The organism is Streptomyces halobius (assembly GCF_023277745.1).
In the GTDB taxonomy this organism is placed as follows: domain Bacteria; phylum Actinomycetota; class Actinomycetes; order Streptomycetales; family Streptomycetaceae; genus Streptomyces; species Streptomyces halobius.
On sequence record NZ_CP086322.1, the window covers coordinates 2,267,623 to 2,292,915 of the forward strand.

Consider the following 25,293-nt stretch of genomic DNA (forward strand, 5'->3'; position numbering starts at 1 on the left):
GGCTGCGGACGGACAGCGGACGGACTACGGACGGGCTGGGAACGGGCTACCGGTCGGCCGCGCTCGGTGCCGTCGGCTCCGGTTGTGCCGCCTGCTCCGCGGGGAACCGGTTGCCGGTCAGGCGCCGTAGCAGCGCCGGATTGGTCAGCATCACGGCATTGCCGACCAGGATCAGGACGACGCCGGTCAGATCCCGTACCGTCCAGTGGAATTCCTCGAACACCGTGGACAACAGCAGCGCCACGATCGGGAAGAGCACCATCGCGTAGGCCGCACGCTCCCCGCCGATCCGGCCGAGCAGGGTGAGATAGGCGCCGAATCCGATCACCGAGCCGAAAACGGCCAGGTAGAGGAGCGAGCCGGTGTACTGGAGCGCGGGGTCGAACAGGCCGCCGTCCCCGAGGAACCCGGCGAACGGGGCCATCAGCAGCGCCCCGTAGGCCATGGCGTAGCCGGTGCCCTGGACCACCGGGATGCCCGCGGCCTGGGTCTTGCCGGAGACCACATTGCCCAGGCAGAACACCAGGGTGCCGAGGGCGGAGAGCGCGATGCCCTGTCCCGTTCCGGAGGTGAGGCCGAAGTTCTGGAATTCCGGCCAGAACACCGTGGCGATGCCCAGCAGCCCGATCCCGCCGCCGATGAGCATCTTGGCGGTGATCGCACGCTTGAAGAAGAGGCGGGCGAACGCCATGTTCACCACCAGCGACATCGCGAAGATGATCGAGACGAGGCCGGTGGTCAGATGCTGTTCGGCGAAGTAGAAGCAGACGAAGTTGGTGGAGAACATCAGCCCGCCCATGAGGACGAACTGTCCGTGTACACGGAGCGGATAGCGCAGGGGCAGTCCACGCAGTCGCGCCCACGCCAGCAGGATCACGGCCGCCAGGGCGAACCGGTAGGCGATCGATGCCGTGGGGTGCACCTCTCCGAGCTGGCCCTTGATCGCCAGCCAGGTGGAGCCCCAGATCAGCACCGTCACCATGTAGAGGACGGCGTTCACAGGCAGCTCCGTTCCAGCAGGGCCACCAACCGGCGGGCTCCTTCGGTGACTTGTTGCGGCGTCAGGTAGCTCAGCGAGAGCCGCATCTGATGTCCGCCGCCGCTGTCCGGGGCCGGATCCGGATCCTGGTCCGGGCCCGCGCCCCCGTCCGCATCCCCGTCCGCGTCCGGATAGAAGTACCTCATGGGCGTCCAGATCACCCCGTGCTCCCGTGCGGACTCTTCGAGCAGCGCGTTGTCCGCCGGGACGGGGAGGGTCAGGGTGAGGAAGAAGCCGCCCTCGGGCGCGTTCCAGTGGATCCCGGCCGCCTCGCGCCGTTCCGGGGGCAGCAGCCGTTCCAGGCAGTCGAGCAGGACCGCCAGGTTCTCCCGGTAGAAGTCGGCGGCCGGTTTGTTGGCCTCCCGCAGGCGGAAGTCGTGGGTGAGCAGCATGCCCCCGATGACCGCCTGGCTGATGGCCGGGGTATTCACCGTCACCATGCCCTTGATCTTGGACAGTTCGTCCGCCAGCAGCGTACGGCTGCCGTCCGGCGCCTGGACCTGCTGGTCGGCGACCACATAGCCGACCCGGGCGCCGGGGAAGCAGGTCTTGGCGAAGGAACCGAGGTAGATCACCCGCTGCCGACGGTCCAGCGCCTTGAGCGTGGCCAGGCCGCTGCCGGTCCGTGTGAAGAACCCGTACGGGTTGTCCTCCAGGAGGAGCAGGTCGTCCTCCTCGGCCAGTTCGAGCAACTGGTGGCGGGCGGGCAGGGGCAGACAGGTGCCGGTCGGGTTGGAGAAGTCCGGCACCAGGTAGAGGGCGCGCGGCCGCTTGCCCGCCGCACGCAGCCCGGCGACGGTCCGCCGCACCGTCTCCGGGTCGGTCCCGTTCTCGCCCTCCGGCACGTGTACGGTCTCGATGTTCAGCAGCCGGGCCGCGCCGGTGACCCCGACGTAGCAGGGCGAGGAGACCAGCAGGACGTCCAACGGGTCGCGGAACAGTGCGCGGAGGGCGAGGAACATGCCTTCCTGGCAGCCGACGGTGACCACGAGGGACTCGGGGGACACCTGGATGCCCTCGTCGTTGCGCAGGGCGCGGGCCACCAGTTCATGGATCTGGCCGTTGGTCCGGCCGTACTGGAAGAGCATCGTCCGGACCTCGTCGGGGGTCCGGCCCAGCTCCTCGGAGAGATACCGCTTGTAGGCGTCGAGGTAGTAGCCGATCCGCTCGACCTCGAACAGCCCCTCATAGGGGCGGCCCGGCCCGAAGGAGATCGCTTCCGGATAGCGGGAGGTGACCTCGTTGAGGAAGTTCATCACCTCCATCAGCGGGTCGCCGAGCGAGCCGTGCAGATCGTCGGCCGACAGCACGGTGGCGGGGGAACCGTGACTCACCGGGGGTCCTCCCACAGGACGGGGCAGAAGTCCGGGTCGGTGTAGTCGGGGTTGCCGTTCGCGTCCGCGCGGACGAGCACGTCGTTGTTGTAGACGACGCGGTTGCCGGTGGAGAGCTCGTAGGGCCGCCACTGGTTGGTCCGGTCCTGCAGGTGCAGGGAGATCGCGCGGCGCGGCCGGTCGCTGAGGTTGTAGCCACTGCCGTGGTAGGTGCGGCAGTGGTGGAAGCTGATGTGGCCCTTGGGGATGTTCACCGGGACCTTGCGGACCTCGCCGTTGTTGAAGGCGGCGTTCTCCTGGAGCATCTCCTCCAGCTCCGAGCGGTCACGATCGGCGAAGTGCCGGCTGGTGGAGTCGTCGCCGCCGGTCTCCTTCCAGCGGTGGCTGCCGTCGACCATCGTGATCGTCCCCATCTCCTCGTCACAGTCGTGGAAGGGGATGAAGGCGGTGAGCATCTCGTCGGAGGAGCAGGTCTGCCAGTAGTGGCGGTCGAAGTGCCAGGGCACGATGTTGCGGGCGTCGTCCGCGCGCTGCGGCTTGTGGATGAGGGTGCTGTTCCACAGGCGTATCTGGCCGGTCTGCGCGATACGTGCCGCCACCGCCGCGATGAGCGGCTTGGCGAGGATGGAGCCGATGGTGTCGTGCTCGTAGAAGATGTAGTCGTTGTGCCGGTGCACATCGCCCTGCTCGGGCTCCCAGTACGCCAGGCGGGGCGGCCGCTGGGGCAGCGTACGGTCCCGGTGGCCGGCGTAGAAGCGGTCGGCCGCGGCGTTCATGAGGTCGACTTCCTCGTCGGTCAGCAGCTTCTTCGACAGATACCAGCCGTGCTCCTGGTAGAACCGCACCTCTTCGTCGGACGGCAGCAGATCCCGCTCGGCGTCGGTCAGCGTGAAGCGTGCGTCGGTCGGCGTGCGGCGTGCGTCGGTCAGCGAGTGGCGTGCGTCGTTCGTCGTCATGCCATGTCCTTGTCGTTCGGGGTGGGGTGGTGGGGGAGGCGCGCGGAACGGTGCAGGAGGTCCCGGTCGATCAGGTCCAGGCGGGGGCGGCCGGTCAGCGCCATCGCCTCTTCCAGCTCGGCCCGGAGTGTGCCGAGGACCCGTTCGACGCCGTCGGCGCCGTCGACGGCGAGGCCCCAGAGCACGGGGCGGCCGACGAGCACCGCGCGGGCGCCGAGCGCCAGTGCCTTGAGGACGTCCGTACCGCGGCGGATACCGCCGTCCACGAGGACCTCGCAGTGGGCGGGCACGGCGTCGACGACTTCGCGGAGCGCGTCCAGTGCCGGTACCGCGCCGTCGAGTTGGCGGCCGCCGTGGGTGGACACGATCAGCCCGGCCACCCCGAGTTCCGCGGCCCGCCGGGCGTCCCGCGCGGTGAGGACGCCCTTGAGCACCAGCGGCAGGCTGGTCAGCGAGCGCAGCCAGGCCAGGTCCTCCCAGGTGAACGCGGCGTCGTGGTGCAGGGCGGCGTGTTCGGCCAGTGTGGAGCTGCCGGAGCGGCCGCGGTGCAGTCCGGCCCCCTGGCCGTCGTCGAGATTGGCCGGCCGGACGTACGGGGGCAGGCCGAAGCCATTGCGCAGATCGCGTTCCCGGCGCGCCATCCTCGGGGTGTCGACGGTGATCACCAGGGCCCGGTAGCCGGCGGCCTCGGCCCGGCGTACGAGGGACTCGGTGATCTCCCGACGGCGCATCACATACAGCTGGAACCACAGCGGGCCGGTCGCGGCCCGTGCGGTCTCCTCCAGCGTCTTGCTGGCGAAGGTGCTGGCGATGGTCAGCGCGCCCACCGCACCGGCCGCGCGGGCGGTGGCGATCTCACCGTCCGCGTGCACCAGTCGGTGGAAGGCCATGGGCGCGATACCGACCGGGAAGTCCACGGGCCTGCCGAGCAGGGTGGTCCCCAGCTCGCAGTGCGACACATCGACGAGGGCCGAAGGACGCAGCCGGTAGCGGTCGTAGGCCGCGCGCTCCTCGCGCAGGGTGACCTCGTCGCCGCTGCCGCCGGCGATGTAGTCCCACACGGACCGGTCGAGCCGGGCGCGTGCCGCCGCCGCGTAGTCCTGCGGGGTCAGGAGCGTGTCCGGCCGGTCGTCGGAGGGTTCGGCCCGTCCGGCCCCCGGTGCGGTCATGCGTCGGCCCCCGCCGCGGCACCGACCGGTACGGCGGCGCTCGGGGCATCGGCGCGCTCACGCTCCACGGCCTCGTAGAGGGCCTTGATGTTGCCGCTGCCGAAGGTACGTGCGTCCAGCCGCTGGATCAGCTCGAAGAACACCGTCCGGCGGGCGTAGGGAGAGCGGGTGAACACCTGGATCAGGTGGCCCCATTCGTCCCGGTCGGCCAGCAGGCCCAGTTCCTGCAGCACCGCCGTGTCGATGTCCACCTTGATGCCCCGCTCGGCCAGCGCGGAGTAGTATCCGGCCGGGGTCTTCAGCAACTCCACGCCGGAGGCGCGCAGTTCACGGGCTGCCCGGACGATGTCGTCGGTGCCGTAGGCCACATGCTGGACGCCGGGGCCGTCGAAGCCTTCGAGGAAGTCGTTCAGCTGCCCGCGGTCACCGACCGGATCCGGTTCCACCATGGTGAAGGTGACGCCCCGGGTCTCGTCCTGGACGACCTTCGAGGCCATCGCCTGACCGCCGACGACGATGTACTCGTCGTAGGTGTGCCGCAGCCCCAGCGCCCGCCGATAGAAGTCGACCATGGTCTCCAGGGATCCGGCGCGCAGGCACAGGGCCAGGTGGTCGACCGAGCGCAGCAGCTCGGGGCCCGGCTCGGCGACCTCGGGGAAGGACTGATATCGCCGAGGCAGGAAGGATCCCGCGGGCTCCGGCGTTCCTGATGCGCCGTCATTTTCACGCTGTATCAGGGTGTGGACCAGGTCGTTGGTGGCGGCGATGGTGGCCCGGGTGACCCGGCCGGTGGCGTCCTCGAAGATCTCCGGCTCCGCGACGGCCTCGGCCCCGGCGGCCAGCGCCCGCTCGAAGTCGCCGGCCGCGTCGTCCGTCCGGAGGGCCACATCGCGCACCCCGTCGCCGTGCCTGCGGACGAAGCGGGATGCCGCGTGGTCGGCGTGCAGGGCGGAGGTCAGCACCAGGCGCACGCCGCCGTGCGCCAGCACCAGCGAGCGGGCGCCGGCCAGTCCGGTGAGCGGCCCCGCTTCGGCTACCACCCGGAATCCGTAGGTGCCGCAGTAGTAGTGGGACGCCTGGAGGACGTCCCCCACGAAGAATTCGACATGGTCGACGGAATGGACAGTCACATTGATCCAATCGCTGGTTCAGATCGCCGGTTCAGATCTCTGATCACTACTGATCACTGGGGTTCGGATCAGTGGTTCAAGACGTTCGGAAAGACGCGGGGACGCGTTGCGGGAGCGCCCCGGGTCCGGCGCGGAGGTGGTCGGTGGCGATACGGGCGGGGCCGTCCGTCGCGGGGTTCCGGCCGGGTGACGAATCAAGAAGTCGTCAGGTGCCGCATGAGTCATGGACCAAGGCGGCGATGTTCAGCCGTTCGGGCGTCGCATCTGGGGCCGTTCACACCGCTCCGGTCGCCTCCGCTTCCGTTGCGTCGGCGAGAGCGCGGAAGACATAGGCGGTCGAGGTGGCCCCCGGGTCCTGGTGACCGACGCTGCGCAGCCCCAGATACGACGCCCGGCCCTTCCCGGCCTGCATCGCGACGGTGGCCCGCATCCCGGCTTCGGCCGCGTCGGCCGCGGCGTGTGCGGCCGTACGGAAGTCGGCGCCGGAATGCGCGGCGTCGTGGAACGCGCGATAGGCGGGCGCGTAGGCGTCGATCATGGTCTTGTCGCCGGGCACCGCAGCACCCAGCTGCTGGATCTTTTCGAGCCCGGCGGCGAGCGCCGCCGCGAACCGCGTGGCGTCGGTATCCGTCTCTGCCTCGTGGTCGGTCCCGGTGCCCAGCTCGGTGCCGTTCTCGGTGTCGTCCTCGGTGCCGTCCTCGGTGTCGAGGGCCGCACCGAGGGCACGGAAGGCGCTGCCGAACAGCGGGCCGGAGGCTCCCCCGACGACGGACACCAGGGTCCTGCCCGTCTGCACGAGTATCTCCTCGGCCGTGGCGGCGGACCATGTGCCGCTGTCGAGACCGGCGCGCACCGCGAAGAAGCCACGGGCCATGTTGGCCCCGTGATCGCCATCCCCGATGGCCGAGTCCAGTGTGGTGAGGTGCTCCTGGTTCCGGCTCATGGCAGAGGCGATGTTCTGCACCCAGTGACGGGCGAGCGAAACATCCACCGGTACTCCTTCGGTTTCACGGTTCGTCGTGCGCTTCGCGGGTCGTCGTGCGAATCTTCGCGGGTCGTGCACTTCGGGGTCGTCGTGCCTTTCGCGGTCGGGGTGCGCTTCGGGGTCGGGTCCCGGAGCTGCGGGACTGCTCACGCCGGGTTCCGCGGGGACTACCGAGGACTACGTTGGCCTCGGCGAGGACGTCGAACCCCAACAGGGCGGTGTCACCATGGAGGTCGACGGAGACGAGAGTGCCTGAGGTGAGGCACGCCGACCGCCCGACGGCGGTACGGACTCGGCTGAGTTGACGGGCTTCTTCGCAGTCTTCCGCATGGCAGGCGCTCCTTCGCTCCCCCGTGATCGCAGCCGTGAGCGGTGAGTCGGACCACTGGCAGGTCCCGAAAGCTGTTCGGCATTACCGAATGACCACGGGAAGCAAAGCCCACTGACCCCGGCCCCGTCAAGGGCTTGCCGCAGAGTGGCCCGGAAGACCGCTGATCTTGACCGAACGGTCGCTCGCGCATGGCGAGTTGATGCGCCCTCAATGACGCCGAGGGCGCTCCGAGGCGTACCCCTTGGGGACGCCCAAAGGAGTGCCCCAGGGGACACCCCGAAAGGCGTCAGCCGCAGGCGCGCAGACCCGCGTCACGCGGTGCGCCGAGATCCCGCGACAGACTGCGGGCCACTTCACGGACCGCGATGGCACACTCCTGACGTGCGCTGTCGGCGAGCAGCCGCTCGACGGGTCCCACCACGCCGAGGCCGCCCACGACCTCGCCGGTACGATCGAAGACGGGCGCCGCGATGCCGGCGTCGCCCAGCGTCAGCTCCTGGTCGTCCACCGCGTATCCGGTCTCGCGCACCCGGTCCAACTGCGGGGCGAGGCGCGCCGGATCGTCGATGCTGGCGCCGGTGACCCGGAGCAACTCGCCCGCCAGCAGCTCCTTACGGCGTTCGGCGGGCAGGAAGGCCGCGACGGCCTTCCCCAGGGCGCAGGTGTTCCAGGGCAGACTGGCCCCGGTCTCCAGGACCTGCGCCGCTCCCCCGGGACGGAACGCATGGTGCACGACCAGGACGCGGCGGTCCGTGAGGACTCCCGCCCACACGGCGGCGCCGGTCTGGGTGGCCAGCAGATCGGCCCAGGTCACCGCGCGGGTGCGCAGCTCGTGCGAGTCCAGGTAGGCATTGCCCAGGACCACCAGGCCGGGGCCCAGCTGATACTTGCCCGTCTCCCGGTCCTGGACGACCATGCCCTCCATCTCAAGGGTGCGCAGCAGGGCGTGCACGGTCGGCTTGGCGATGCCGACGCGGTCGGCGAGTTCCGTCACGCCCAGGCGCGGGGTCGCCGTGGCGAGCTCCCGGAGAACGTGGATCGCTCTGTGCACCGCCTGGACCATGAAACAACTCCTGTTCGGTATTGATGAACGGCGTTCTGACTCGTAGAGTCCTCGTTCATGACACCGTTGGTTGGCATCGTACTTGTGTCGCACAGCGCGGAGATCGCCCACGGCATACAGTCCCTGGTCGGACAGCTCGGTTCCGGCCAAGTCGTCGTCGCCGCGGCCGGCGGTATGGAAGACGGTGGTATCGGGACGAGTTACGCCCGCATCCGCGACGCACTGCGCACCGCCGATACCGGCGCCGGCGTGCTGGTCCTCCCGGACCTGGGGAGCTCGGTCCTCACCGCACGCCTCGTCCTGGAGGACCACCCGGAGATCCAAGCCGTCCTGGCCGACGCCCCGTTCGTCGAGGGCGCCGTCGCAGCCACCGTGTCGGCCGCATGCGGCGCCGATCTGTCCACCGTCGCCAAGGAGGCCGAAGAGGCGCGCCATATCAGCAAGTTCTGACGCGCCTGACCCGATGCTGCTTGTCCTGAGGGGCTTGAGGGGCGCCGACGCCCGTCCTCCAGAGCGCGCGCCGGGCGGGACCTTTTTGCCGGGGCGGCACACCCGTCGCCACCCCGCAACCGGTCTGGGTTCCGGCGCCGGCTCCTTTCTGAGTGCCGGGCAGCAGCACGGCGGGGGACCCGGTGCACCGGCAAAGGTGCACCGCCCGGCAGCGTGCTCCGCGGCCGCACCGGTTGGCACATACCGCGCCCCGATCAGGGCATGCGAGGCGGCCAGCACAGCCTCGGAAGAGGGCGGCACGCAATCTCCCATCGGGCAGCACGGAGCCTCCCGTCAGGTGGCAGAGCCTCCTATCGGAGCACGTACTCTCCGTCAACAGCCCTGACCACTCGCGAACTCCCCGTCGCTCTCACTGCACCTGCGCCGCGAACGCCGCATACGCGTGCTCGTCGAAGAGGACGAAGCACACCTCCTCCACGGCCGTTTCCGTGTCGCACACCGTCTGGACGGCGATGCGGGCGGCGTCGTCCATGGGCCAGCCGTAGATGCCGGCGGAGATGGCCGGGAACGCGACCGTCCGCGCGCCCAGTTCGTCGGCGACCCGCAGCGATGCACGGTAGCAGGAGGCCAGCAGGTCGCTGCGGTCCTCGGAGGCGGCGTACACCGGGCCGACCGTGTGGATGACCCACCGGGCGGGCAGCCGGCCGGCGGTGGTGGCGACGGCCTCGCCGGTGGGCAGGCCGCGGCCGTACTTCGAGGCGCGCAGGGCGCGGCACTCGGCGAGGATCTCCGGTCCGCCGCGCCGGTGGATCGCGCCGTCCACTCCCCCTCCGCCCATGAGCGAGGAGTTGGCTGCGTTGACTACAGCGTCCACGGCCTGTTCGGTGATATCGCCCTGGACGAGGGTGAGGGCGGGGGCGGAACGGGAGGGCGGCGAGGTGCTCATGTGCCCGAGCGTAGGCAGGCTCGCGCGGGGCGGCCAGTTGACGACGGGCGCGTCGCGCCGACCAGAGGCGGCGGTTCGCCCGTACGGGCAGGGAGGATGGGGCTGCGCAGCCGCAGACCAACGACGCCCGGCACGAAGACGGCGCCAGACGCGCACCTGCTGATCAACGACGACCCGCACGCAGCCACCGCCAAACGGTCCTGGCCGCATAATGCCCCGACATCCCATGCACCCCCGGGCCCGGCGGCGTCGCCTGGGAGCAGAGGAAGACGGCGGGGTGGGCGGTTTCGTAGGGGATGCGGGTGAGTTTGGGGCGGATGAGCAGGCGCAGCCCGGCCGCGGAGCCGGTGGCGGTGTCGCCGCCGATGTAATTGGCGTTGCGGGCGGCGAGTTGGGGCGGGCCGGCGACCGCGCGGGCGAGGACGAGGTCCCGGAAGCCGGGGGCGAAGCGCTCGATCTGGCGCTCGACGACGTCGGTGGCGTCGCCTTCCCAGCCGTTGGGGACATGGCCGTACGCCCAGAAGACGTGCTTGCCCTCGGGGGCGCGGGTGTCGTCGATCAGGCTGGGCTGGGCGGTGATCAGGAAGGGGGTGGACGGGTCCTGGCCGTGCGTGGCGGCGTTGAGCGCGGCGGCGATGTCGCCGCTGGTGGGGCCGATATGGACGGTGCCGGCCCGGCGGGCCTCCTCGGCCGTCCACGGGACGGGGCCCGACAGCGCGTAATCGATCTTGAAGACGCTGGGGCCGTACTTCACCTCCCGGTACGCGTTGCCCAGACCGGCGATCCGGGCGAGCGCGGTCGGCGAGGTGTCGAAGACATAGGCGCGGGCCGGCGGCAGATCGTCCAGCCGCTTGACCTCGAAGTCGGTGTGCACGGCGCCGCCATGGGCCCGCAGCAGCCCGGCGAGCGCGTCGGAGATCGCCTGGGAGCCGCCGCGCGCCACCGGCCAGCCGTTGGCGTGCGCGGCGAGCGCGAACACCAGGGCGAGGCCGGCGGTCCCGAAGCTGCCGAGCGGCGCGATGGCGTGCGCCGCGAGGCCGGCCATCAGCGCGCGGGCCTTCTCGTCCTGGAAGCGGCAGTTGAGGAGCGTGACCGGCTGCATCGCGACCAGCCCGAACCGGGCGTAGGTCAGCGGGTCGCCGGGCAGGCCGAGCCACTGGGTGCGCAGGAAGTCATGCGCCAGGGCGTCCCATTTGCCGACGAAGGGCGCGACGAGCCTGCGGTACGTGCCGGCGTCGCGCGCGCCGAACGACATCGCGGTCTGGCCGACGGAGTGGGCCAGCACCGCGGCCGTGCCGTCCGGGAAAGGGTGCGCCATCGGGAGCTCGGGGTGCAGCCATTCCAGGCCGTACCGGACCAGCGGCATGGCGTTGAAGGCGGGCGAGCCCGCGCCGAGGGGGTGCACCGCCGAGCAGGGGTCGTGGCGGAAGCCGGGGAGGGTCAGCTCCTCGGTGCGGGCTCCGCCGCCGATGGTGGACCGGGCCTCGAAGACCTCGACGGACATCCCGCGGCGGGCCAGCTCGACGGCGGCGGTCAGGCCGTTGGGTCCCGCCCCGACCACCACGGCATCGAGCATCCTCGGCACCTGCGCCACTCCCCTCACGTCCGACCCTCGGCGTTGAGGATCAGTTGGCGGCTGCCAGCAGTCCGAGGATACGCCGCGCCGTTTCGGCGTCCCGGGCCGCGGTGAAGGGCAGGGCGTTGCCGCCTTCGATACGGAACGGCTGCCCGGCGACCGTGCCGCTGGCGCCGCCCGCCTCCTGCACCAGGAGCAGCCCGGCGGCGTGGTCCCAGGCGTTTTCCCAGCTGAACGCGATGGCGTCGATCTCACCGCGGGCCACATGCAGATACTCCAGGCCCGCCGAGCCGCAGGGGCGCGGGGCGACGCCGCCGGTGTCCAGGGTGGCCAGCACTCGCTTCTCGTCGTCGTTGGTGAAGTCGAAGTGGGAGGTGGCGACGTTGAGGATCGCATCGGGGGCCGGGCTGCCCGCGCGCAGCGGTATGCCGTTCAACTCGGCGCCGTGGCCTCGGCGGGCGATGGCCATCAGGCCGAGGGCGGGGGCGTACGTCCAGGAGGCCAGCACCTCGCCGCGGTGGGCGAGCGCGACGAGGGTGGCGAAGCCGGGGTCGCCGTGCACGAACTGGCGGGTGCCGTCGACCGGGTCGACTATCCAGACGGGAGCGTCGCCGTGCAGTGCGTCCAGCACGCTCGGGTCGGCGTGCACCGCCTCCTCGCCGACCACCCGGGAGCCGGGCAGCAGGGCCGTCAGCGCGGCGGTGAGGTGCTCTTCGGCGAGCCGGTCGGCGACCGTGACGAGGTCGTGCGGCCCGTTCTTCTCGACGATGTCCTCGGCGGCGAGCTGCTGGAAGCGCGGCATGATCTCGTCGGCGGCGGCCTGGCGGACGGCGGCCTCGACGGCGACCAGGTCCGGCGCGGAGAGGTCCGGCTCCGCGCGATCCGGCGAGGACGGGTGGGCGGGGGCAGTGGGGGTCAGGGCCACGGCCGCATCACCGTTCGTGACAGCGGCGCCGTGCGTTACCGCGCCGTTCGTGGCATCGGTGCTGCTCAGGGCGTCGGTGATGTCCGTGGTGTCTCCCTGATCTTGGGTACGGAATGCTTCGATCATGCGTCAATCGAACCACGCCCCACTGACACTCCGACTGGCCGCCAGGTGAACTCCCGGTGCCGCGGAGTGCACAGGGCGGTGGTGCGCACACCCGCCGTGACGGTCCGCGTGCCCTCCGCGTCGCCCACCATGCCCCCGCCGTCCCACCGCGTCCCCGCAGCGTCCCCGCCCCGCCATTCAGCGCCCCACCGCGCGCACCCCGCATCCCGCACGGATTCAGCGCCCGACCGCGTACCCCTGCATCCCCCGAGGATTCGCCGCCGCCGACAGCACCCCCGTCTCCGGATCGCGGGCAACCGCGCACAGCCGCCCCTCCGACCAGGGGCCGCCGACCGTGACCCGATGACCGCGCCGCCGCAGCTCATCGACGGTCTCCGCGCCGATCCGGGACTCCACGGTGACGCTCCCCGGCCGCATCCCCCGCGGGAAGAACGAGCCCGGGAACGCGTCGTTGTGCCAGTTCGGGGCGTCGATGGCGCCTTGGAGGTCGAGGCCCCCGCACACCGCCGGCCGCAGCGCCACGGCCAGGAAGAAGTGCACCTGCCACTGGTCCTGCTGGTCCCCGCCCGGCGTGCCGAAGGCCATCACGGGGACCCCGTCGCGCAGCGCGAGGGACGGAGTGAGGGTGGTGCGGGGGCGGCGCCCGGGGGTGAGCGAGTTCGGCAGCCCCTCCTCCAGCCAGGCCATCTGCAACCGGGTACCGAGCGGAAAGCCGAGCGCCGGGATGACGGGGTTGGACTGCAGCCAGCCACCGGACGGTGTCGCGGAGACCAGGTTTCCCCAGCGGTCGACGATGTCGAGATGGCAGGTGTCGCCCCGGGTGGCCCCATTGTGGCCGACCTCGGGCGCGACGTCCGAGGGCACGGAGTCCCCGGGCACCGGGTCTGCAGGCACGACGTCCGAGGGCATGGGGTACGCGCCCCCGGCGTCCGAAGGCAGATCCCCGGACGCAGCACCCGACGGCGCGCCCCCCGACACAGCCCCCCGCCCCACCGTCGGCTCCCCCACCCCGCTCCCGGAGGTCCCCATCGGGTCAAAGCCGCCCTCGCCCGCCACGACCGCCCGCGCCTGCTTGCTCAGCCGCGGCGTACGGCCGTCCGGGCTGCCGGGCCGCAGCTCGTACGAGGCACGCTCGCCGATCAGCTTCCGGCGGGCGGCGTTGTAGTCCGCGCCGAGCAGCGTGCCGAGCGGCACCTCGGCGGCATCGCCGTACCACGCCTCCCGATCGGCCATCGCGAGCTTGCAGCCCTCGATCAGCAGATGGACGTACTCGGGACTGCCGTGGGCGGGCAACTCACTCGGCAGCAGGGCGAGTTGCTGAAGGAACACCGGTCCCTGGGACCAGCCGCCGGCCTTGGCGACGGTCCAGCCGTTCCAGTCACAGGTCGCCGGAGCCTCATAGGTCGCGGCGAACGCGGCCAGGTCGTCGCCGGTGAGGGTGCCCGCGTGGCGCTCCCCCGAGGTGTCCATGGCCGGACGGGCGGCGAAATCGGCCAGCGCCTCGCCGATGAAACCCTCCCGCCAGACGCTGCGGGCGGCCTCGATCTGCGCCTCCCGGCCGGCGGACACGGCCTCCACCTCAGCGATCAGCCGGCGCCAGGTGGCCGCCAGCGGACGGTTCCTGAGCAGCTCTCCGGGCGCGACGGCACGGCCGCCCGGGAGATAGATCCCGGCCGAGGAAACCCATTCCCGCTCGAAGAGTTCCCGCACCGTCTCCACGGTCTCCCCGACGCGCTCGACGGCGGGGTGACCGTGCTCGGCGTAGCCGATGGCGTACCGCAGCACCTCGGCCAGCGACTTGGTCCCGTGGTCGCGCAGCAGCAGCATCCAGGCGTCGAAGGCGCCGGGGACGGCTGCGGCCAGCGGTCCGGTGCCGGGCACCAGGTCGAGGCCGAGCGCGGAGTAGTGCGCCACCGTCGCACCGGCCGGCGCCGGTCCCTGGCCGCACAGCACCCGCACCGGCCCGTCCGCGGGCGCGAGAATGATCGGCACCTCACCCGCGGGACCGTTCAGATGCGGCTCCACGACATGCAGCACGAAACCGGCGGCGACGGCCGCGTCACAGGCGTTGCCGCCGTCCTCCAGGACGGCCATCGCGGACTGGGACGCCAGCCAGTGCGTGGTGGAGGCCATCCCGAAGGTGCCTTGGAGAGTGGGACGGGTGGTGAACACGGGGGCGGCTCCTCAGCGGGGGTGGTGCGGCCGATGTGCCTGACGGGGTTGTCCTCTTGGGTGTCCCCTACCCTCACCCCATGGCCACGCACCACACGCCCCTCCCCCGCTCGGCCAGCGGCGTCCGCTGGGACGGCCTGGCCCCGACCGTTACCGGACCGGCCCGCCCGCCGCTGCGCTGCGGAGTCGCGGACGGGCGGCGGCTGGGCGCAACCTGCTGCCGGTGCGCCCGCTCTCCGCGCCCGACGCGCCACGGGTGAAGGCGCACCGCCGTCAGCACCACGAGGGCATACTGCCGCCCGCCCTGCTCTGGTGGGTCGGCGGGCTCGACTCGCTGGTGCTGCTTGACGGGCACGACCGGCTCGCGGCGGCGCTCGCCGAGGGCGGCCGCCCGGCTGCCCTGGCACTCGCCCGCGAGAGACCGGAGCGCCGGGTGAGGTGGGCCGTCCAGCCGATCGTCCGCGACTACGAGGAGCGCCTCGCGCCCCTGGAGCGCGCACGCGGGCTGAGCAGGGATCGAGGGACCGGGGGACCGACTGAGCGGGGATCGAGGGGCCGGCTGACGGGGATCGAGGGGCCGGCTGACGGGGATCGAGGGCCCGAGGAGGGACCGGCTGAGCGAGGATCCAGGGACCGGCCCAACCGGTCCCCGCGCCAGACCCCGTTCCCCCTTCGGCCCCCTTTGTCGGGAATGCCGGCGCCCGCGTTACGGTTGATCCCGCTGCCGGCCGCGTGGGCCGTGTGGCGGACGTGACCGGAGAAGGAGAGCGCCGTGCAGGGCAAGCACCACGGTGAGTACAAGGTGCCGGGCGGCAAGCTCGTGGTCGTCGATCTCGATGTGGTCGACGGGGCGCTGCGCGGGGTCCGGGTCTCCGGGGACTTCTTCCTGGAGCCGGACGAGGCGCTGGACGCGATCAACGGAGCGCTGGAGGGCGCTCCTACGGAGCTGGACGCCCGGGGGCTCGCGGCCAGGATCGACGCGGCACTGCCGGCCGGCACGGTGCTGTTCGGCTTCGGCAGCGAGGCGGTGGGCATCGCGGTCCGGCGGGCCGTCGCGGGCGCCGCGGAGTGGACCGACTTCGACTGGCGGATCATTCATGACGGGCCGCAACCGCCCGCGCTGCACATGGCGTTGGACGAGGTGCTGACGGGCGAGGTCGCGGCGGGACGGCGGCCGCCGACGCTGCGGGTGTGGGAGTGGGACCGCCCCGCGGTGATCATCGGCAGCTTCCAGTCACTGCGCAACGAGGTGGACCGGCAGGGCGCCGACCGCCACGGCGTGACGGTCGTCCGCCGGATCAGCGGCGGCGGTGCCATGTTCGTGGAGCCCGGCAACACCATCACCTACTCGCTCTGCGTCCCGGACACGCTCGTGCAGGGGCTCTCCTTCGCCGAGAGCTATGCATATCTGGACGACTGGGTGCTGACCGCGCTCGGCGACATGGGCATCAAGGCCTGGTACAAGCCGCTCAATGACATCGCCACGGACGCCGGGAAGATCGCCGGCGCCGCTCAGAAACGCCTCGCCACGGGAGCCGTGCTGCATCACGTGACCATGTCGTACGACGTCGACGCGGACAAGATGGTCGAGGTGCTGCGGATCGGCCGGGAGAAGCTCTCGGACAAGGGCACGACCAGCGCGAAGAAGCGGGTCGATCCGCTGCGGCGGCAGACCGGGCTGCCCCGCGCCGAGGTCATCGACCGGATGGTCACGTCGTTCCGGACCCGCTACGGCGGGGCGGCGGGCGCGGTCTCGGACGACGAGCTGGCGCGGGCGCGGGAGCTGGCGACGGGCAAGTTCAGCTCGGCGGAGTGGCTGGCGCGGGTGCCGTGAACGCCTGCCCGGAAACCTCAACTCACCCCGCACCGGGCCCCGCTCCCGCACCGGCGCCCCTGTTCGCTCCACAACTGCATGGGAAATCAGTGACTGCACCAGCCCGACGAGAGGTCAGCGGAGCCGATGGAAGAGCTGTCGTCACCGAGAGCTAACTGCCTGGCATGATGCGGGCGTTGCGGCTGCTTATGCTGCCGCGCCGCACACGCTGGTGCGGACGATCGGCTATCCGGCCGTATTCGCTTCCTTGCGCCCGGGCCGACCGGGCCCGGTCACGCTGCTCGACTACGGCTGCGGGCCGGAGAACGCGGCCCGCGCGGCCGCACGTGTCTTCGGGGCCCGCGTGTGCGTGGTCGATACCTCTCCGGCGATGCTGGAAAATCGCCCGCAGTCGACCGGTTCCGCAGGTTGACTACCGGCTGAGCCGCGATGGCGGCCTGCGGTTTCTCCGGAACGCATCGGTGGACGCAGCCATGTGCTGCTTCGTCTTCGTTTGCGTGCCCAGCCGAGACGAACTCGGCTCCATCTGCGCCGAGATCCATCGGGTCCTCCGTCCCGGCGGCCGGTTCGCGGTACTGGATCGGAGAAGACCGCGTCGGGCGGACAAGTCCGACCGTACGCCGGGCTCAGTTCCGCAGAGCAGGGACAATGCCCGCCCCGTACCCGTCGATGACGTTCTCCCGGGCGTCATGCATGGCGTAAACCGCGAACTGGTCGACGCCCAATGCCTTCAGCTCCCTCAACTTCTTGATGTGTTGCTCTTTCGTGCCAATGACGCAGAACCGGTCGACGATCTCGTCGGGCACGAAGGCGGTGTCAGGATTCCCGGCGCGACCGTGATGGGCGTAGTCGTAACCCTCGCGTTCCTTGATGTAAGCGGTGAGGGCCTCGGGTACCGCGTCGGAGTGTTCCCCGTACTTGGCGACGAGGTCGGCGACGTGGTTGCCGACCATGCCGCCGAACCATCGGCACTGCTCGCGCGCATGCGCAAGCGCGGCAGGCGAGGTGTCGTCGGTGAGGTAAGCGGGTGCGGCCACGCAGATCGTCACCGACGACGGGTCGCGGCCCGCGGCAGCCGCCGCGTCGCGTACCGCCTTCACCATCCACTCCGTCAGGTACGGGTCGGCCAGCTGGAGAATGAAGCCGTCGGCCTGCTGTCCGGCCAGGGACAGCGCTTTCGGGCCGTACGCCCCCATCCATACCGGAAGGCGCCCGTCCCGTACCCAGGGAATCCGCAGTCTCCGGTCATCCACCTCGGCCTCCCGGCCCTCCGCCAATTCACGGATGACATGGATCGCCTCTCCAAGCGTGGCCAGCGTGTTCGGCTTGCGTCCGGCCACCCGCATCGCCGAGTCGCCGCGACCGATACCGCACACCGTGCGGTTGCCGAACATGTCGTTGAGAGTCGCGAACGTCGATGCGGTGACCTCCCATGTGCGGGTCCCCGGGTTCGTCACCATCGGGCCGACCGTCAGCTCGGTCGTATGTTCAAGAATTTGGCTGTAGATCACGAAGGGCTCCTGCCAGAGCACCGCCGAGTCGAAGGTCCAGCCGTAGCGAAAGCCGTTGCTCTCGGCGCGCCGCATCAGATCGACGATCGCCGATGCGGGCGGGTCCGTCTGCAGGACGATTCCGAAATCCACGGGAGTGCCTCCTATTTCAGGTACTGACAGGTGGCGCGGGGCGTATACAGGCCGTGGCCCGCACGGCCGGTGAACTCGCGTTGGTCGATGACGGGTTCACCGCGTGACAGGACGGTCTCCACGCGCCCCGTGACCCGCTTGCCCTCATACGCCGAGTAGTCGACGTTCATGTGGTGCGTCGCGGCCGACATGACCTGCTCGGCGGCCGGGTCGTAGATGACCACGTCCGCGTCCGCGCCCGGTGCGATCGTGCCCTTCTTGCCGTACAGCCCGAACATACGGGCCGGGTTGGCGCACGCGATCTCGATCCAGCGGCGGCGGCTGATGCGCCCGTCCACGACCGCCTGGTGGAGCAGGTCCATACGGTTCTCCACCCCGGGCAGACCGTTGGGGATCTTGGAGAAGTCGCCGCGGCCCAGTTCCTTCTGGCCCGCGAAGCAGAAGGGGCAGTGGTCGGTGGAGACCACCTGAAGGTCGTTGGTGCGCAGGGCCCGCCACAGCGCCGCCTGGTGCTCATGTGGCCGCAGAGGGGTGCTGCAGACGTACTTCGCGCCCTCGAAGTCAGGCTCGGCGAGGTTGTCCGTGGACAGATACAGGTACTGCGGGCAGGTCTCCCCGAATACCGGCAGCCCCTTGTCCCTGGCCGCCGTCAGCTCCGCGACGGCCTCCTCGGCCGACACATGCACCACATACAGCGGGGAACCCGCCACCCGCGCGAGCTGGACCACCCGGTGTGTCGCCTCCGCCTCCAGCAACGCCCTGCGCACCTCACCGTGATACCGCGGGTCGGTCTCGCCTCGTTCCAGCGCCTGCCGCACGAGCACATCGATCGCGATGCCGTTCTCCGCGTGCATCATGATCAGCCCGCCGTTGTCCGCGGCCTGTTGCATCGCCCGCAGGATCTGCCCGTCGTCGCTGTAAAAGACCCCCGGGTACGCGGTGAAGAGCTTGAACGAGCTCACTCCTTCGCTCACGAGCCCGTCCATCTCTCGCAGCGATGACGCGTTCACGTCGGACAGAATCATGTGGAAGCCGTAGTCGATCGCGCACTGGGCGTCGGCCTTGGCGTGCCAGACATCCAGCCCTTCCCGCAGCGACCTGCCGGCCGGCTGGATGGCGAAGTCGATGATCATGGTGGTGCCGCCCCACGCTGCCGCGCGCGTGCCCGTTTCGAACGTGTCGGAGGCGAAGGTCCCTCCGAACGGCATTTCCATGTGTGTATGCGCGTCGACACCACCCGGAATGACGTATTTGCCCGAAGCGTCGATGACACGCTCCGCGGTCCATTCCTGCGTTCCGGCGGAAGCGATGGCCACGATGCGGGTGTCTTCGATCAACACGTCCGCGTGGGTCTCGTCGGCGGCCGTGATGACCAGGCCACCGGTGATCAGAGTGCGGGTCATCCTTCGCGCCTCCCTGCACCCACCGGGCACTTCCGTGATCCCGGTGTAGTCGTCGAGTCGAACCTGATCCTGCGCGCCCGCCGATGACGGCGCGGCACGTGCGGTGGAACCGGTCGTGGCACCCCGGCCTCACCGGTGCGAGTCGGTGTCCGCATGAGTCCCAGCGGTCTCAGCGCACTGGGCGTCGGACCCGGCGTGCCAGAGGCCCAGGCCCGCGCGGAGCGACCGGCCGCGGGCTTGGACGGCGAAGTCGTCGATGGTGGTGGTACTGCCCATCGGCGTGCCTCTCATCGGCGGCGGTGATGATCAGTCCGCCCCGGACGACCGTACGGCTCACCATCTCAGCTCCCTACCTGACGCCACGCCATAGCGGGTCTACACCCGTAGATTCCGGTGGAGAAGGAGACACCGTAGAAGCATGTCACCCGATGTGGCAATACCGTGACCGTTAATCAGCGGGGACGTTCGTGTTGCCGCGACGATCAACCGGCCGGTTCAACGGGCGGGCGGTCCGTGGGGGTGTTCCGGCGCGCGGAGGGGTGCGGAGCGGCCGTGGTGGGCAGGTAACAGCCGACACCGGCGGGCGGTCCTTGCCATTGGCCCTTGCCGGGGGAGCCCGTATGCCGTACGCGGAGGACACCGGGGCGGGCTCGGGTCCGACGCATCGGAGACACGCAGGACGGACAACCAACCCCACGGACAACGTAGGAGCCACGTCAGGATCACCTACGAACCACGCACGAGCCGCACCAGGACCTCGCACGGGCAACGTACGAGCGACGCAGGACCCGCAGGACCACGCACGAACGACGCGCCAACGACACAGAGATCACGCACGCACCATGCACGGACCACAAACCACGAACCCGACGAACGAGGAACTCGACGAACGAGCACACAGGACATCAGAAAGGGCGACACGTCATGGAGCAGAGCACGCCGTGGGAGTTCTCCGACGACCGCGGGCGCCTGGCGGTGGCCGGGGGCCGACCGGCAAGGATCGTCGCGTACATACAGGCGGGAGCGACGCTGTGGGACCACGGCATACGTCCGGTGGGGCTCTTCGGGTCCCCGCACGACGGCACCGGGCCCGACCCGGCCAAGGGAGGTGAGCTGCCGCTCACGGAGATCCCGTATCTCGGTTCGGGTGGCGCGCTGCACCCGGACACCCTCCTGGAGGCGGAACCGGATCTCGTGGTGGCCGTGACCTACGACTGCGAGCAGGTCTACGGCCTGGAGTCGAAGACGGCGCTGGAGCTGGAGGCGCATGTCCCCGTGGTGACCGTCGCGGTGGGGCCGGGGCGGGGGCTCGCCGAGGTACGGGAGCGGTTCGCGGCGCTCGCCGGGTCACTGGGGCGAGGTGAACCGCTGTCGGTGGCACGGGAGTTGGACGCCGCGGAGGATGCCCTGCGGCAGGCGTCCGGGGGCCCCGACGCTCCCCGGGTGCTGGCGCTGTCGGCCGCGGGGCCGGAGCGGGTGCATCTGGCCCGGCCCGGCTCCTGGCCGGACCTGCGGGCACTGGCCGAGCACGGCGTCGGGCTGCGGGAACCGCCGGCGGGCCCCGGCACGAACTGGACCACGGTCGGCTGGGCGGAGGCTGCCGAGCTGGCTCCGGACATCGTGCTGAGTGACGCCCGGTTGAACGCCGCCCGGCGCGAGGAGCTCCGGGCCGTCGCGGCCTGGCGCGCGATCGAGGACAGCGCGAGCGTGCTGCCGTGGAATCCGGAGTCCCCGTGCAGCCGTCGCGCACACACCCGCTTCTTCACGCTGCTCGCGGAGACGATACGAGAGCGCGCCGCCAGGGCGTAGCGGGCAGAGTCCCCGCGCGTCGGATACCGACCTGCCGAGCCCGGTCCCGGGAGCGCCGGATCGCCCGGCGGTCCCGGACGCACAGCGAGACGCGGCACTTCCATGACCGCCACCGCCTCTCTCAGCGGAACTCCCACGGCTGTCACCGCCTCTGTCAACCGCATCTCTCAACAGCGCCACGGAGGGCAGGAAGTTACGAGGACGTCACGGCAGCCCGGTGACCCCACACCGACGGGGGGCGGGTGACAACGCTGCCCGCCCCCACCACAGCTCTCCCCTCCCGCTAAGAAGCCGCCGTCCGCGACTGCGCCTCCCGCAACGCCTCTCCGAGCAGCCCGGCGCCCTCCTCCGCCTCCGCCACGGTCAGGGAGAGCGGCGGCGCGATCCGCAGGGTCGCGCCCGTCTGGCCGCCCTTGCCGATGAGCAGGCCGCGCTCCCGGGCCGCCTCCAGTACCAGTGACGCCGCCTCGGGCGACGGCTCGTCCGTGCCGGGGCGGACGACGTCGACGCCGATCATCAGGCCCCGGCCGCGTACTTCCCGTACGGCATCGAGCCCGGCGGCAAGGGCCCGCAGCCGCTCGATGAGCAGGCCGCCGACCCGACGGGCGTTGCCCTGGAGATCGTGTTCGAGGAGGTAGGAGAGGTTGGCGAGGCCGGCGGCCATGGTGACCGGGCTGCCGCCGAAGGTGGAAATGGAGTTCGCGGAAAGGGTGTTCACCACCTCGGCACGGCCCACCACACCACCGATCGCCATGCCGTTGCCGATGCCCTTGGCGAAGGTGAGCAGATCCGGCGGGCCCTTGCCGGCGTGTGCCTGCCAGCCCCAGAAGTGGTCGCCGGTACGGCCCCAGCCGGTCTGCACCTCATCGCTGACCCAGAGGATCCCGTGCCGGTCGAGCACCTCGCGGAACGCCGCGTACAGACCGTCCGGCGGCGCGGTGAACCCGCCGACGCCCTGCACCGGTTCGGCGATCAGCGCGGCGACACCGCCCGCGGTCTGCTGGAGCATGTCCTCCAGGTCCGCGACGCAGGCCGCGATGTACTCCCCGTCAGAGAGACCGGCGTACGGGCCCCGCGAGCGCACCCCGCCGTGGACGTACAGCGTCTGGAAGGGCGAGAGGCTGGTCGGCGACCAGCTGGTGTTGCCCGTGACGCCGACGGTGGAGAACGAACGGCCGTGGTAGCTGTTGCGCATCGCCAGGATCTGGTTGGAACGGCGGTACGCGGTGGCCAGCAGTATGGCCGCATCGTTGGCCTCGGTGCCGGAGGTGGTGAAGAAGACCCGGGCGTCGGGGATGCCGGAGAGCGCCGCGATCCGCTCCGCCAACTCGACCATGGGGCGGGAGAGATAGAGCGTCGAGGTGTGGATGATGCGGCCGGCCTGTTCGCTGACGGCCTTGGTCACCTCGGGCAGCGCATGCGCCGTCATGGTGGTGAGGATGCCGCCGAAGAAGTCCAGATAGCGGTTGCCCTCGGCGTCCCAGACGTGCCGTCCCTCGCCGTGGGTGAGCTCCAGCGGATGTTCGTAGTAGAGGCTGAGCCAGGAGGGCAGGACGGCTTGGTGGCGGGCGTGCAGGGCGGCGGTGTCCTGGGGGGTGTGCGTCACGGCCGCACCAGTCCCTCGTACGCGTCGGGGCGGCGGTCGCGGTAGAACGCCCACTGCTGACGCACCTCGTCGATCATCCCGAAGTCGAGGTCGCGGACGAGCAGCTCCTCCTTGGAGTCGCCGGCGACGTCACCGACGAACTGACCGCGCGGATCCACGAAGTAGCTGGTGCCGTAGAAGTCGTTGTCGCCGTACTCCTCGACGCCGACCCGGTTGATCGCCGCGATGAAGTACTCGTTGGCGACGGCGGCCGCTGGCTGCTCCAGCTTCCACAGGTAGGCGGACAGACCGCGGGAGGTGGCGGAGGGGTTGTAGACGAGCTGGGCGCCGTTGAGGCCCAACTGCCGCCAGCCTTCCGGGAAGTGGCGGTCGTAGCAGATATAGACGCCGACCTTGCCGACGGCGGTGTCGAACACCGGCCAGCCGGCGTTCCCCGGCTTGAAGTAGTACTTCTCCCAGAAGCCCTTGACCTGCGGGATGTGGTGTTTCCGGTAGGCTCCCAGGACCGTTCCGTCGGCGTCGATCACGGCAGCGGTGTTGTAGTAGAAACCGGGCTGCTCGACCTCGAAGACCGGGACGACGATGACCATGCCGGTCTCGCGCGCCAGGTCCCGCATCCGGCGTACGGTCGGACCGTCGGGCACCGGCTCGGCCCAGCGGTAGTGCTCCGGCTCCTGCACCTGACAGAAGTACGGGGCGTTGAAGACCTCTTGGAACCCGATCACCTTCGCGCCCTGCGCGGCCGCCGCTCTGGCGTGTTCCTCGTGCTTCGCGATCATCGATTCGGTGTCGCCGGTCCAGGTCGCCTGGACCAGTGCGGCACGCACAACATCGGCCATGAGCTGCTCCTTTGTCGATGCGCCAGCCTGCGGCCACGCGGGATCCACGACGCTGATCTACGCGTGTGGAGGTGACCGTAAGCCCCGTCACGCACGGTGGCAAGACCATCTCCCACGCGGCGCGTCCGAGACGGGCGGCGGACAGCGCTCAGGCATGGACGTCGCACCCCGCGGCGCGCAGGGCGTGCGCGATATCGCTGTGCCGGTCCCGCGAGACGGTCGCGGCCGCGTCGAGGAGCAGCGGCCCGAGCGGGTCCGGGGCGACGGCTGCCGCCGCTGCGCACTCCTCCGCCGTACGGACCCGTACGAGCGCGGCCAGCAGCTCCAGAGACTGTGCGGCGCGCCGCCGGGCGAGCAGCTCCAGGGCGGCGTGTGCCACCTCTTCGACGGGGCGTGCCACGCTCTGCCGGAGCAGGCCGGCGCTGTCCTCCGTACGGTCTGCGGCGGCCAGCGCGTCGGCGGCCGCGGCGAGCCCGGCGGGTGGTAGCGAGGCGACTTCCCAGAGCAGGGTGGGGACATCGGAGCCGAGGCCGGAATCCTCCAACCAGTCGATGAACAGCGGCAGTTCGGGAGCCGGGCGGCTCGCGGCCGTACACAGTTCGGCATACGCCGACCCGCCGCCCCCGGACGCACGCAGCCGCGCCAGGCGCGCTACGGCGTCACCGATGGCCTGCCTCGCCTCCTCGTCGACGGGGGGCACGGCCGGGACGGACGCGGCATCCGCGCCATCCCCCGGCGGCCCTTCCTCATACGCCCCGGCGAAACGGGCGCCGCGCGGGGCGGTCACGGGCTCGGCCGGCGCGCCTCCCTCGGCCGGTGCCCCGTCGAGCGCAGGCTCCGGGGCCATCGACGGCAGCAGCGCCGCGACGTCCTGCTCGTCCGCGCCCTCGTCCGCCGGCTCCAGCCCGGCGAAACGGGCGCCGCGGGGGCGGGGGGTGTGCGCCTTGGGCTTGCCCTTGTTCCTGCCCTTTCCCTTGTCCTTGCCCTCGGAGAACTTCTTGCCCTCGGGGAGCTTCTTGGCCTTGGCGAGCCTTTTGGTTTTGGTGCGCGGTCGGGCGGGCTGGTCGGCGGCCGGCCCGGGAGCCGGGTCGGCGGCCGGGTCCGGCATCTGGCCAGTGGGCGGCTCGGGAGTCGGACCGGCGGGCGCGTTCACGGCCGGTTCGGACACCGGCCGTCCCATCGACCGCGTCTCGGTCCGGGTGAGCGTCTCCAGACGTGCGCGGAGCTCGCGGACGCGGACGCCGGCGCGGGCGTGGTCGTCGTGGGCCCAGGCCAGCTCCTCGGTCAGACGCGCCTCCTCCGGGGTGCCCACCGCTGCCCACACCGCCCCCTGGAGTTCACGAGCGCGGAGCGCCGCTTGCCGGTGCTCGCGCAGCATGACCTCCAGACGGTGCTGCAGTGCGGGCTTGCCGCCTGGCTGCGCGTCGTGGTCCGCGACCGCGCGCGCGTGCAGCCGCCGGGCGCGCGGGCCCGCGGTGCGTACGGCCTCGTCACCCTCCAGCCCCGCCAGGTCGTGCAGCATCGACTCGACCACGTCCCACGGCGGTACGTCCCGCCCGTCCAGACAGGCGCGCAGGCCCTCCGGGTCGCGATGCGCGAAGACTCCGTACCAGCCGGACTCCGCGTCGAGCAGCGACGCGAGCCCGGTCAGGAAGTGTGCAAACTCCTCGACCGGTCCGAGGAGTTGAGTGTCCGACATGCCTTCACCTCTCCCCCCGTAGACCGGACCTACCGGCCCGCCCGCATTTCACACCAGACATGTTTCGGCAGGGATAACAGCAGCGCTCCAGGGAGTTTCCCGGAGCGCACACCGGCCATCACCGCGGGGCCGGCTCAGAGGTCCGACTCCGACCGGCTGGTTCTCGACGAAGAAGTCGCCTTCGATGTTCTCCCGGGACCATTCCGTGGCGCGATCCAGCTCCGCTTCGCGGAACGCCGTGAGGATCACCCGGTTCCC

The 25,293-nt window shown here is 71.0% G+C and carries 20 protein-coding genes and 2 pseudogenes; 5 read left to right on the top strand and 17 right to left on the bottom strand.

The window, feature by feature from the left end; genetic code table 11:
* Window positions 1-46: 46 nt before the first annotated feature.
* The 7 genes from K9S39_RS10750 to K9S39_RS10780 form a co-directional block, all read right to left on the bottom strand.
* Window positions 47-1,000: a DMT family transporter gene (locus tag K9S39_RS10750; RefSeq protein WP_248863134.1), complete on the bottom strand. Its 954-nt coding sequence runs from the start codon at window positions 998-1,000 to the stop codon at window positions 47-49.
* Window positions 997-2,373 carry an aminotransferase-like domain-containing protein gene (locus tag K9S39_RS10755; protein ID WP_319949550.1) on the bottom strand — a complete coding sequence of 459 codons (1,377 nt, stop codon included), beginning with the start codon at window positions 2,371-2,373 and terminating at the stop codon, window positions 997-999. The genes K9S39_RS10750 and K9S39_RS10755 overlap by 4 nt, the downstream gene beginning before the upstream one ends.
* Entirely contained in the window at window positions 2,370-3,329 is a 960-nt protein-coding gene (locus tag K9S39_RS10760) for a phytanoyl-CoA dioxygenase family protein (protein ID WP_248863135.1), read from the bottom strand. The genes K9S39_RS10755 and K9S39_RS10760 overlap by 4 nt, the downstream gene beginning before the upstream one ends.
* Window positions 3,326-4,498 carry an alpha-hydroxy acid oxidase gene (locus K9S39_RS10765; protein WP_248863136.1) on the bottom strand — a complete coding sequence of 391 codons (1,173 nt, stop codon included), beginning with the start codon at window positions 4,496-4,498 and terminating at the stop codon, window positions 3,326-3,328. The genes K9S39_RS10760 and K9S39_RS10765 overlap by 4 nt, the downstream gene beginning before the upstream one ends.
* Window positions 4,495-5,628, bottom strand: a complete 1,134-nt coding sequence (gene hppD, locus K9S39_RS10770; RefSeq protein WP_248863137.1) for a 4-hydroxyphenylpyruvate dioxygenase — start codon at window positions 5,626-5,628, stop codon at window positions 4,495-4,497. The genes K9S39_RS10765 and hppD overlap by 4 nt, the downstream gene beginning before the upstream one ends.
* Window positions 5,629-5,902: 274 nt before the next feature.
* The gene (locus K9S39_RS10775; protein ID WP_248863138.1) at window positions 5,903-6,619 is read right to left on the bottom strand and encodes a DAK2 domain-containing protein; all 717 of its coding nucleotides are present in this window, start codon (window positions 6,617-6,619) and stop codon (window positions 5,903-5,905) included.
* Window positions 6,620-7,230: 611 nt separating this feature from the next.
* On the bottom strand, window positions 7,231-8,007 hold the full coding sequence (locus K9S39_RS10780) for an IclR family transcriptional regulator (RefSeq protein WP_248863139.1): 777 nt from the start codon (window positions 8,005-8,007) through the stop codon (window positions 7,231-7,233).
* Between the two features lie 57 nt (window positions 8,008-8,064).
* Here K9S39_RS10780 and dhaM point away from each other — a divergent pair, with 57 nt between their 5' ends.
* On the top strand, window positions 8,065-8,457 hold the full coding sequence (gene dhaM / locus K9S39_RS10785) for a dihydroxyacetone kinase phosphoryl donor subunit DhaM (RefSeq protein ID WP_248863140.1): 393 nt from the start codon (window positions 8,065-8,067) through the stop codon (window positions 8,455-8,457).
* A gap of 409 nt (window positions 8,458-8,866) precedes the next feature.
* Here dhaM and K9S39_RS10790 read toward each other — a convergent pair whose 3' ends face one another.
* The 4 genes from K9S39_RS10790 to K9S39_RS10805 all read right to left on the bottom strand — a co-directional run bounded on the left by K9S39_RS10790 (window position 8,867) and on the right by K9S39_RS10805 (window position 14,202).
* Window positions 8,867-9,403 carry an O-acetyl-ADP-ribose deacetylase gene (locus K9S39_RS10790; protein WP_248863141.1) on the bottom strand — a complete coding sequence of 179 codons (537 nt, stop codon included), beginning with the start codon at window positions 9,401-9,403 and terminating at the stop codon, window positions 8,867-8,869.
* 163 nt (window positions 9,404-9,566) lie between these two features.
* Window positions 9,567-10,988 (bottom strand): phytoene desaturase family protein, encoded by a 1,422-nt coding sequence (locus tag K9S39_RS10795; RefSeq protein ID WP_248863142.1) that lies wholly within the window; start codon window positions 10,986-10,988, stop codon window positions 9,567-9,569.
* 40 nt (window positions 10,989-11,028) lie between these two features.
* Window positions 11,029-12,030: an inositol monophosphatase family protein gene (locus tag K9S39_RS10800; RefSeq protein WP_248863143.1), complete on the bottom strand. Its 1,002-nt coding sequence runs from the start codon at window positions 12,028-12,030 to the stop codon at window positions 11,029-11,031.
* Between the two features lie 216 nt (window positions 12,031-12,246).
* Window positions 12,247-14,202, bottom strand: a complete 1,956-nt coding sequence (locus K9S39_RS10805; RefSeq protein ID WP_248863144.1) for a gamma-glutamyltransferase family protein — start codon at window positions 14,200-14,202, stop codon at window positions 12,247-12,249.
* Between the two features lie 223 nt (window positions 14,203-14,425).
* Here K9S39_RS10805 and K9S39_RS10810 point away from each other — a divergent pair, with 223 nt between their 5' ends.
* The 3 genes and pseudogenes from K9S39_RS10810 to K9S39_RS42955 all read left to right on the top strand — a co-directional run.
* The gene (locus K9S39_RS10810) at window positions 14,426-14,956 is read left to right on the top strand and encodes a hypothetical protein (RefSeq protein ID WP_248863145.1); all 531 of its coding nucleotides are present in this window, start codon (window positions 14,426-14,428) and stop codon (window positions 14,954-14,956) included.
* Between the two features lie 18 nt (window positions 14,957-14,974).
* A complete protein-coding gene (locus K9S39_RS10815) occupies window positions 14,975-16,036 on the top strand; it encodes a lipoate--protein ligase family protein (RefSeq protein ID WP_248863146.1) in 1,062 nt (353 codons plus the stop codon).
* A gap of 188 nt (window positions 16,037-16,224) precedes the next feature.
* Window positions 16,225-16,596: pseudogene (locus K9S39_RS42955) on the top strand (class I SAM-dependent methyltransferase); the annotation flags it as partial.
* Between the two features lie 66 nt (window positions 16,597-16,662).
* On the opposite strand, the gene K9S39_RS10820 reads toward K9S39_RS42955, so the two are convergent.
* From K9S39_RS10820 to K9S39_RS10830, 3 genes and pseudogenes are all read right to left on the bottom strand, one after another.
* Window positions 16,663-17,679 carry a TIGR03842 family LLM class F420-dependent oxidoreductase gene (locus tag K9S39_RS10820; protein ID WP_248863147.1) on the bottom strand — a complete coding sequence of 339 codons (1,017 nt, stop codon included), beginning with the start codon at window positions 17,677-17,679 and terminating at the stop codon, window positions 16,663-16,665.
* An 11-nt stretch (window positions 17,680-17,690) separates the two neighbouring features.
* Window positions 17,691-19,082, bottom strand: a complete 1,392-nt coding sequence (gene hydA / locus K9S39_RS10825) for a dihydropyrimidinase (RefSeq protein ID WP_248863148.1) — start codon at window positions 19,080-19,082, stop codon at window positions 17,691-17,693.
* Window positions 19,083-19,235: 153 nt separating this feature from the next.
* Window positions 19,236-19,422: pseudogene (locus K9S39_RS10830) on the bottom strand (hypothetical protein); the annotation flags it as partial.
* 584 nt (window positions 19,423-20,006) lie between these two features.
* Here K9S39_RS10830 and K9S39_RS10835 point away from each other — a divergent pair.
* On the top strand, window positions 20,007-20,891 hold the full coding sequence (locus K9S39_RS10835) for an ABC transporter substrate-binding protein (protein ID WP_248863149.1): 885 nt from the start codon (window positions 20,007-20,009) through the stop codon (window positions 20,889-20,891).
* 283 nt (window positions 20,892-21,174) lie between these two features.
* On the opposite strand, the gene K9S39_RS10840 is transcribed toward K9S39_RS10835, so the two are convergent.
* The 3 genes from K9S39_RS10840 to K9S39_RS10850 form a co-directional block, all read right to left on the bottom strand.
* Complete coding sequence (locus K9S39_RS10840) at window positions 21,175-22,497, bottom strand: aspartate aminotransferase family protein (protein WP_248863150.1); 1,323 nt, start codon at window positions 22,495-22,497, stop codon at window positions 21,175-21,177.
* On the bottom strand, window positions 22,494-23,336 hold the full coding sequence (locus K9S39_RS10845) for a nitrilase-related carbon-nitrogen hydrolase (RefSeq protein WP_248863151.1): 843 nt from the start codon (window positions 23,334-23,336) through the stop codon (window positions 22,494-22,496). The genes K9S39_RS10840 and K9S39_RS10845 overlap by 4 nt, the downstream gene beginning before the upstream one ends.
* A 148-nt stretch (window positions 23,337-23,484) precedes the next feature.
* On the bottom strand, window positions 23,485-25,035 hold the full coding sequence (locus K9S39_RS10850; RefSeq protein WP_248863152.1) for a hypothetical protein: 1,551 nt from the start codon (window positions 25,033-25,035) through the stop codon (window positions 23,485-23,487).
* Between the last annotated feature and the right edge of the window lie 258 nt (window positions 25,036-25,293).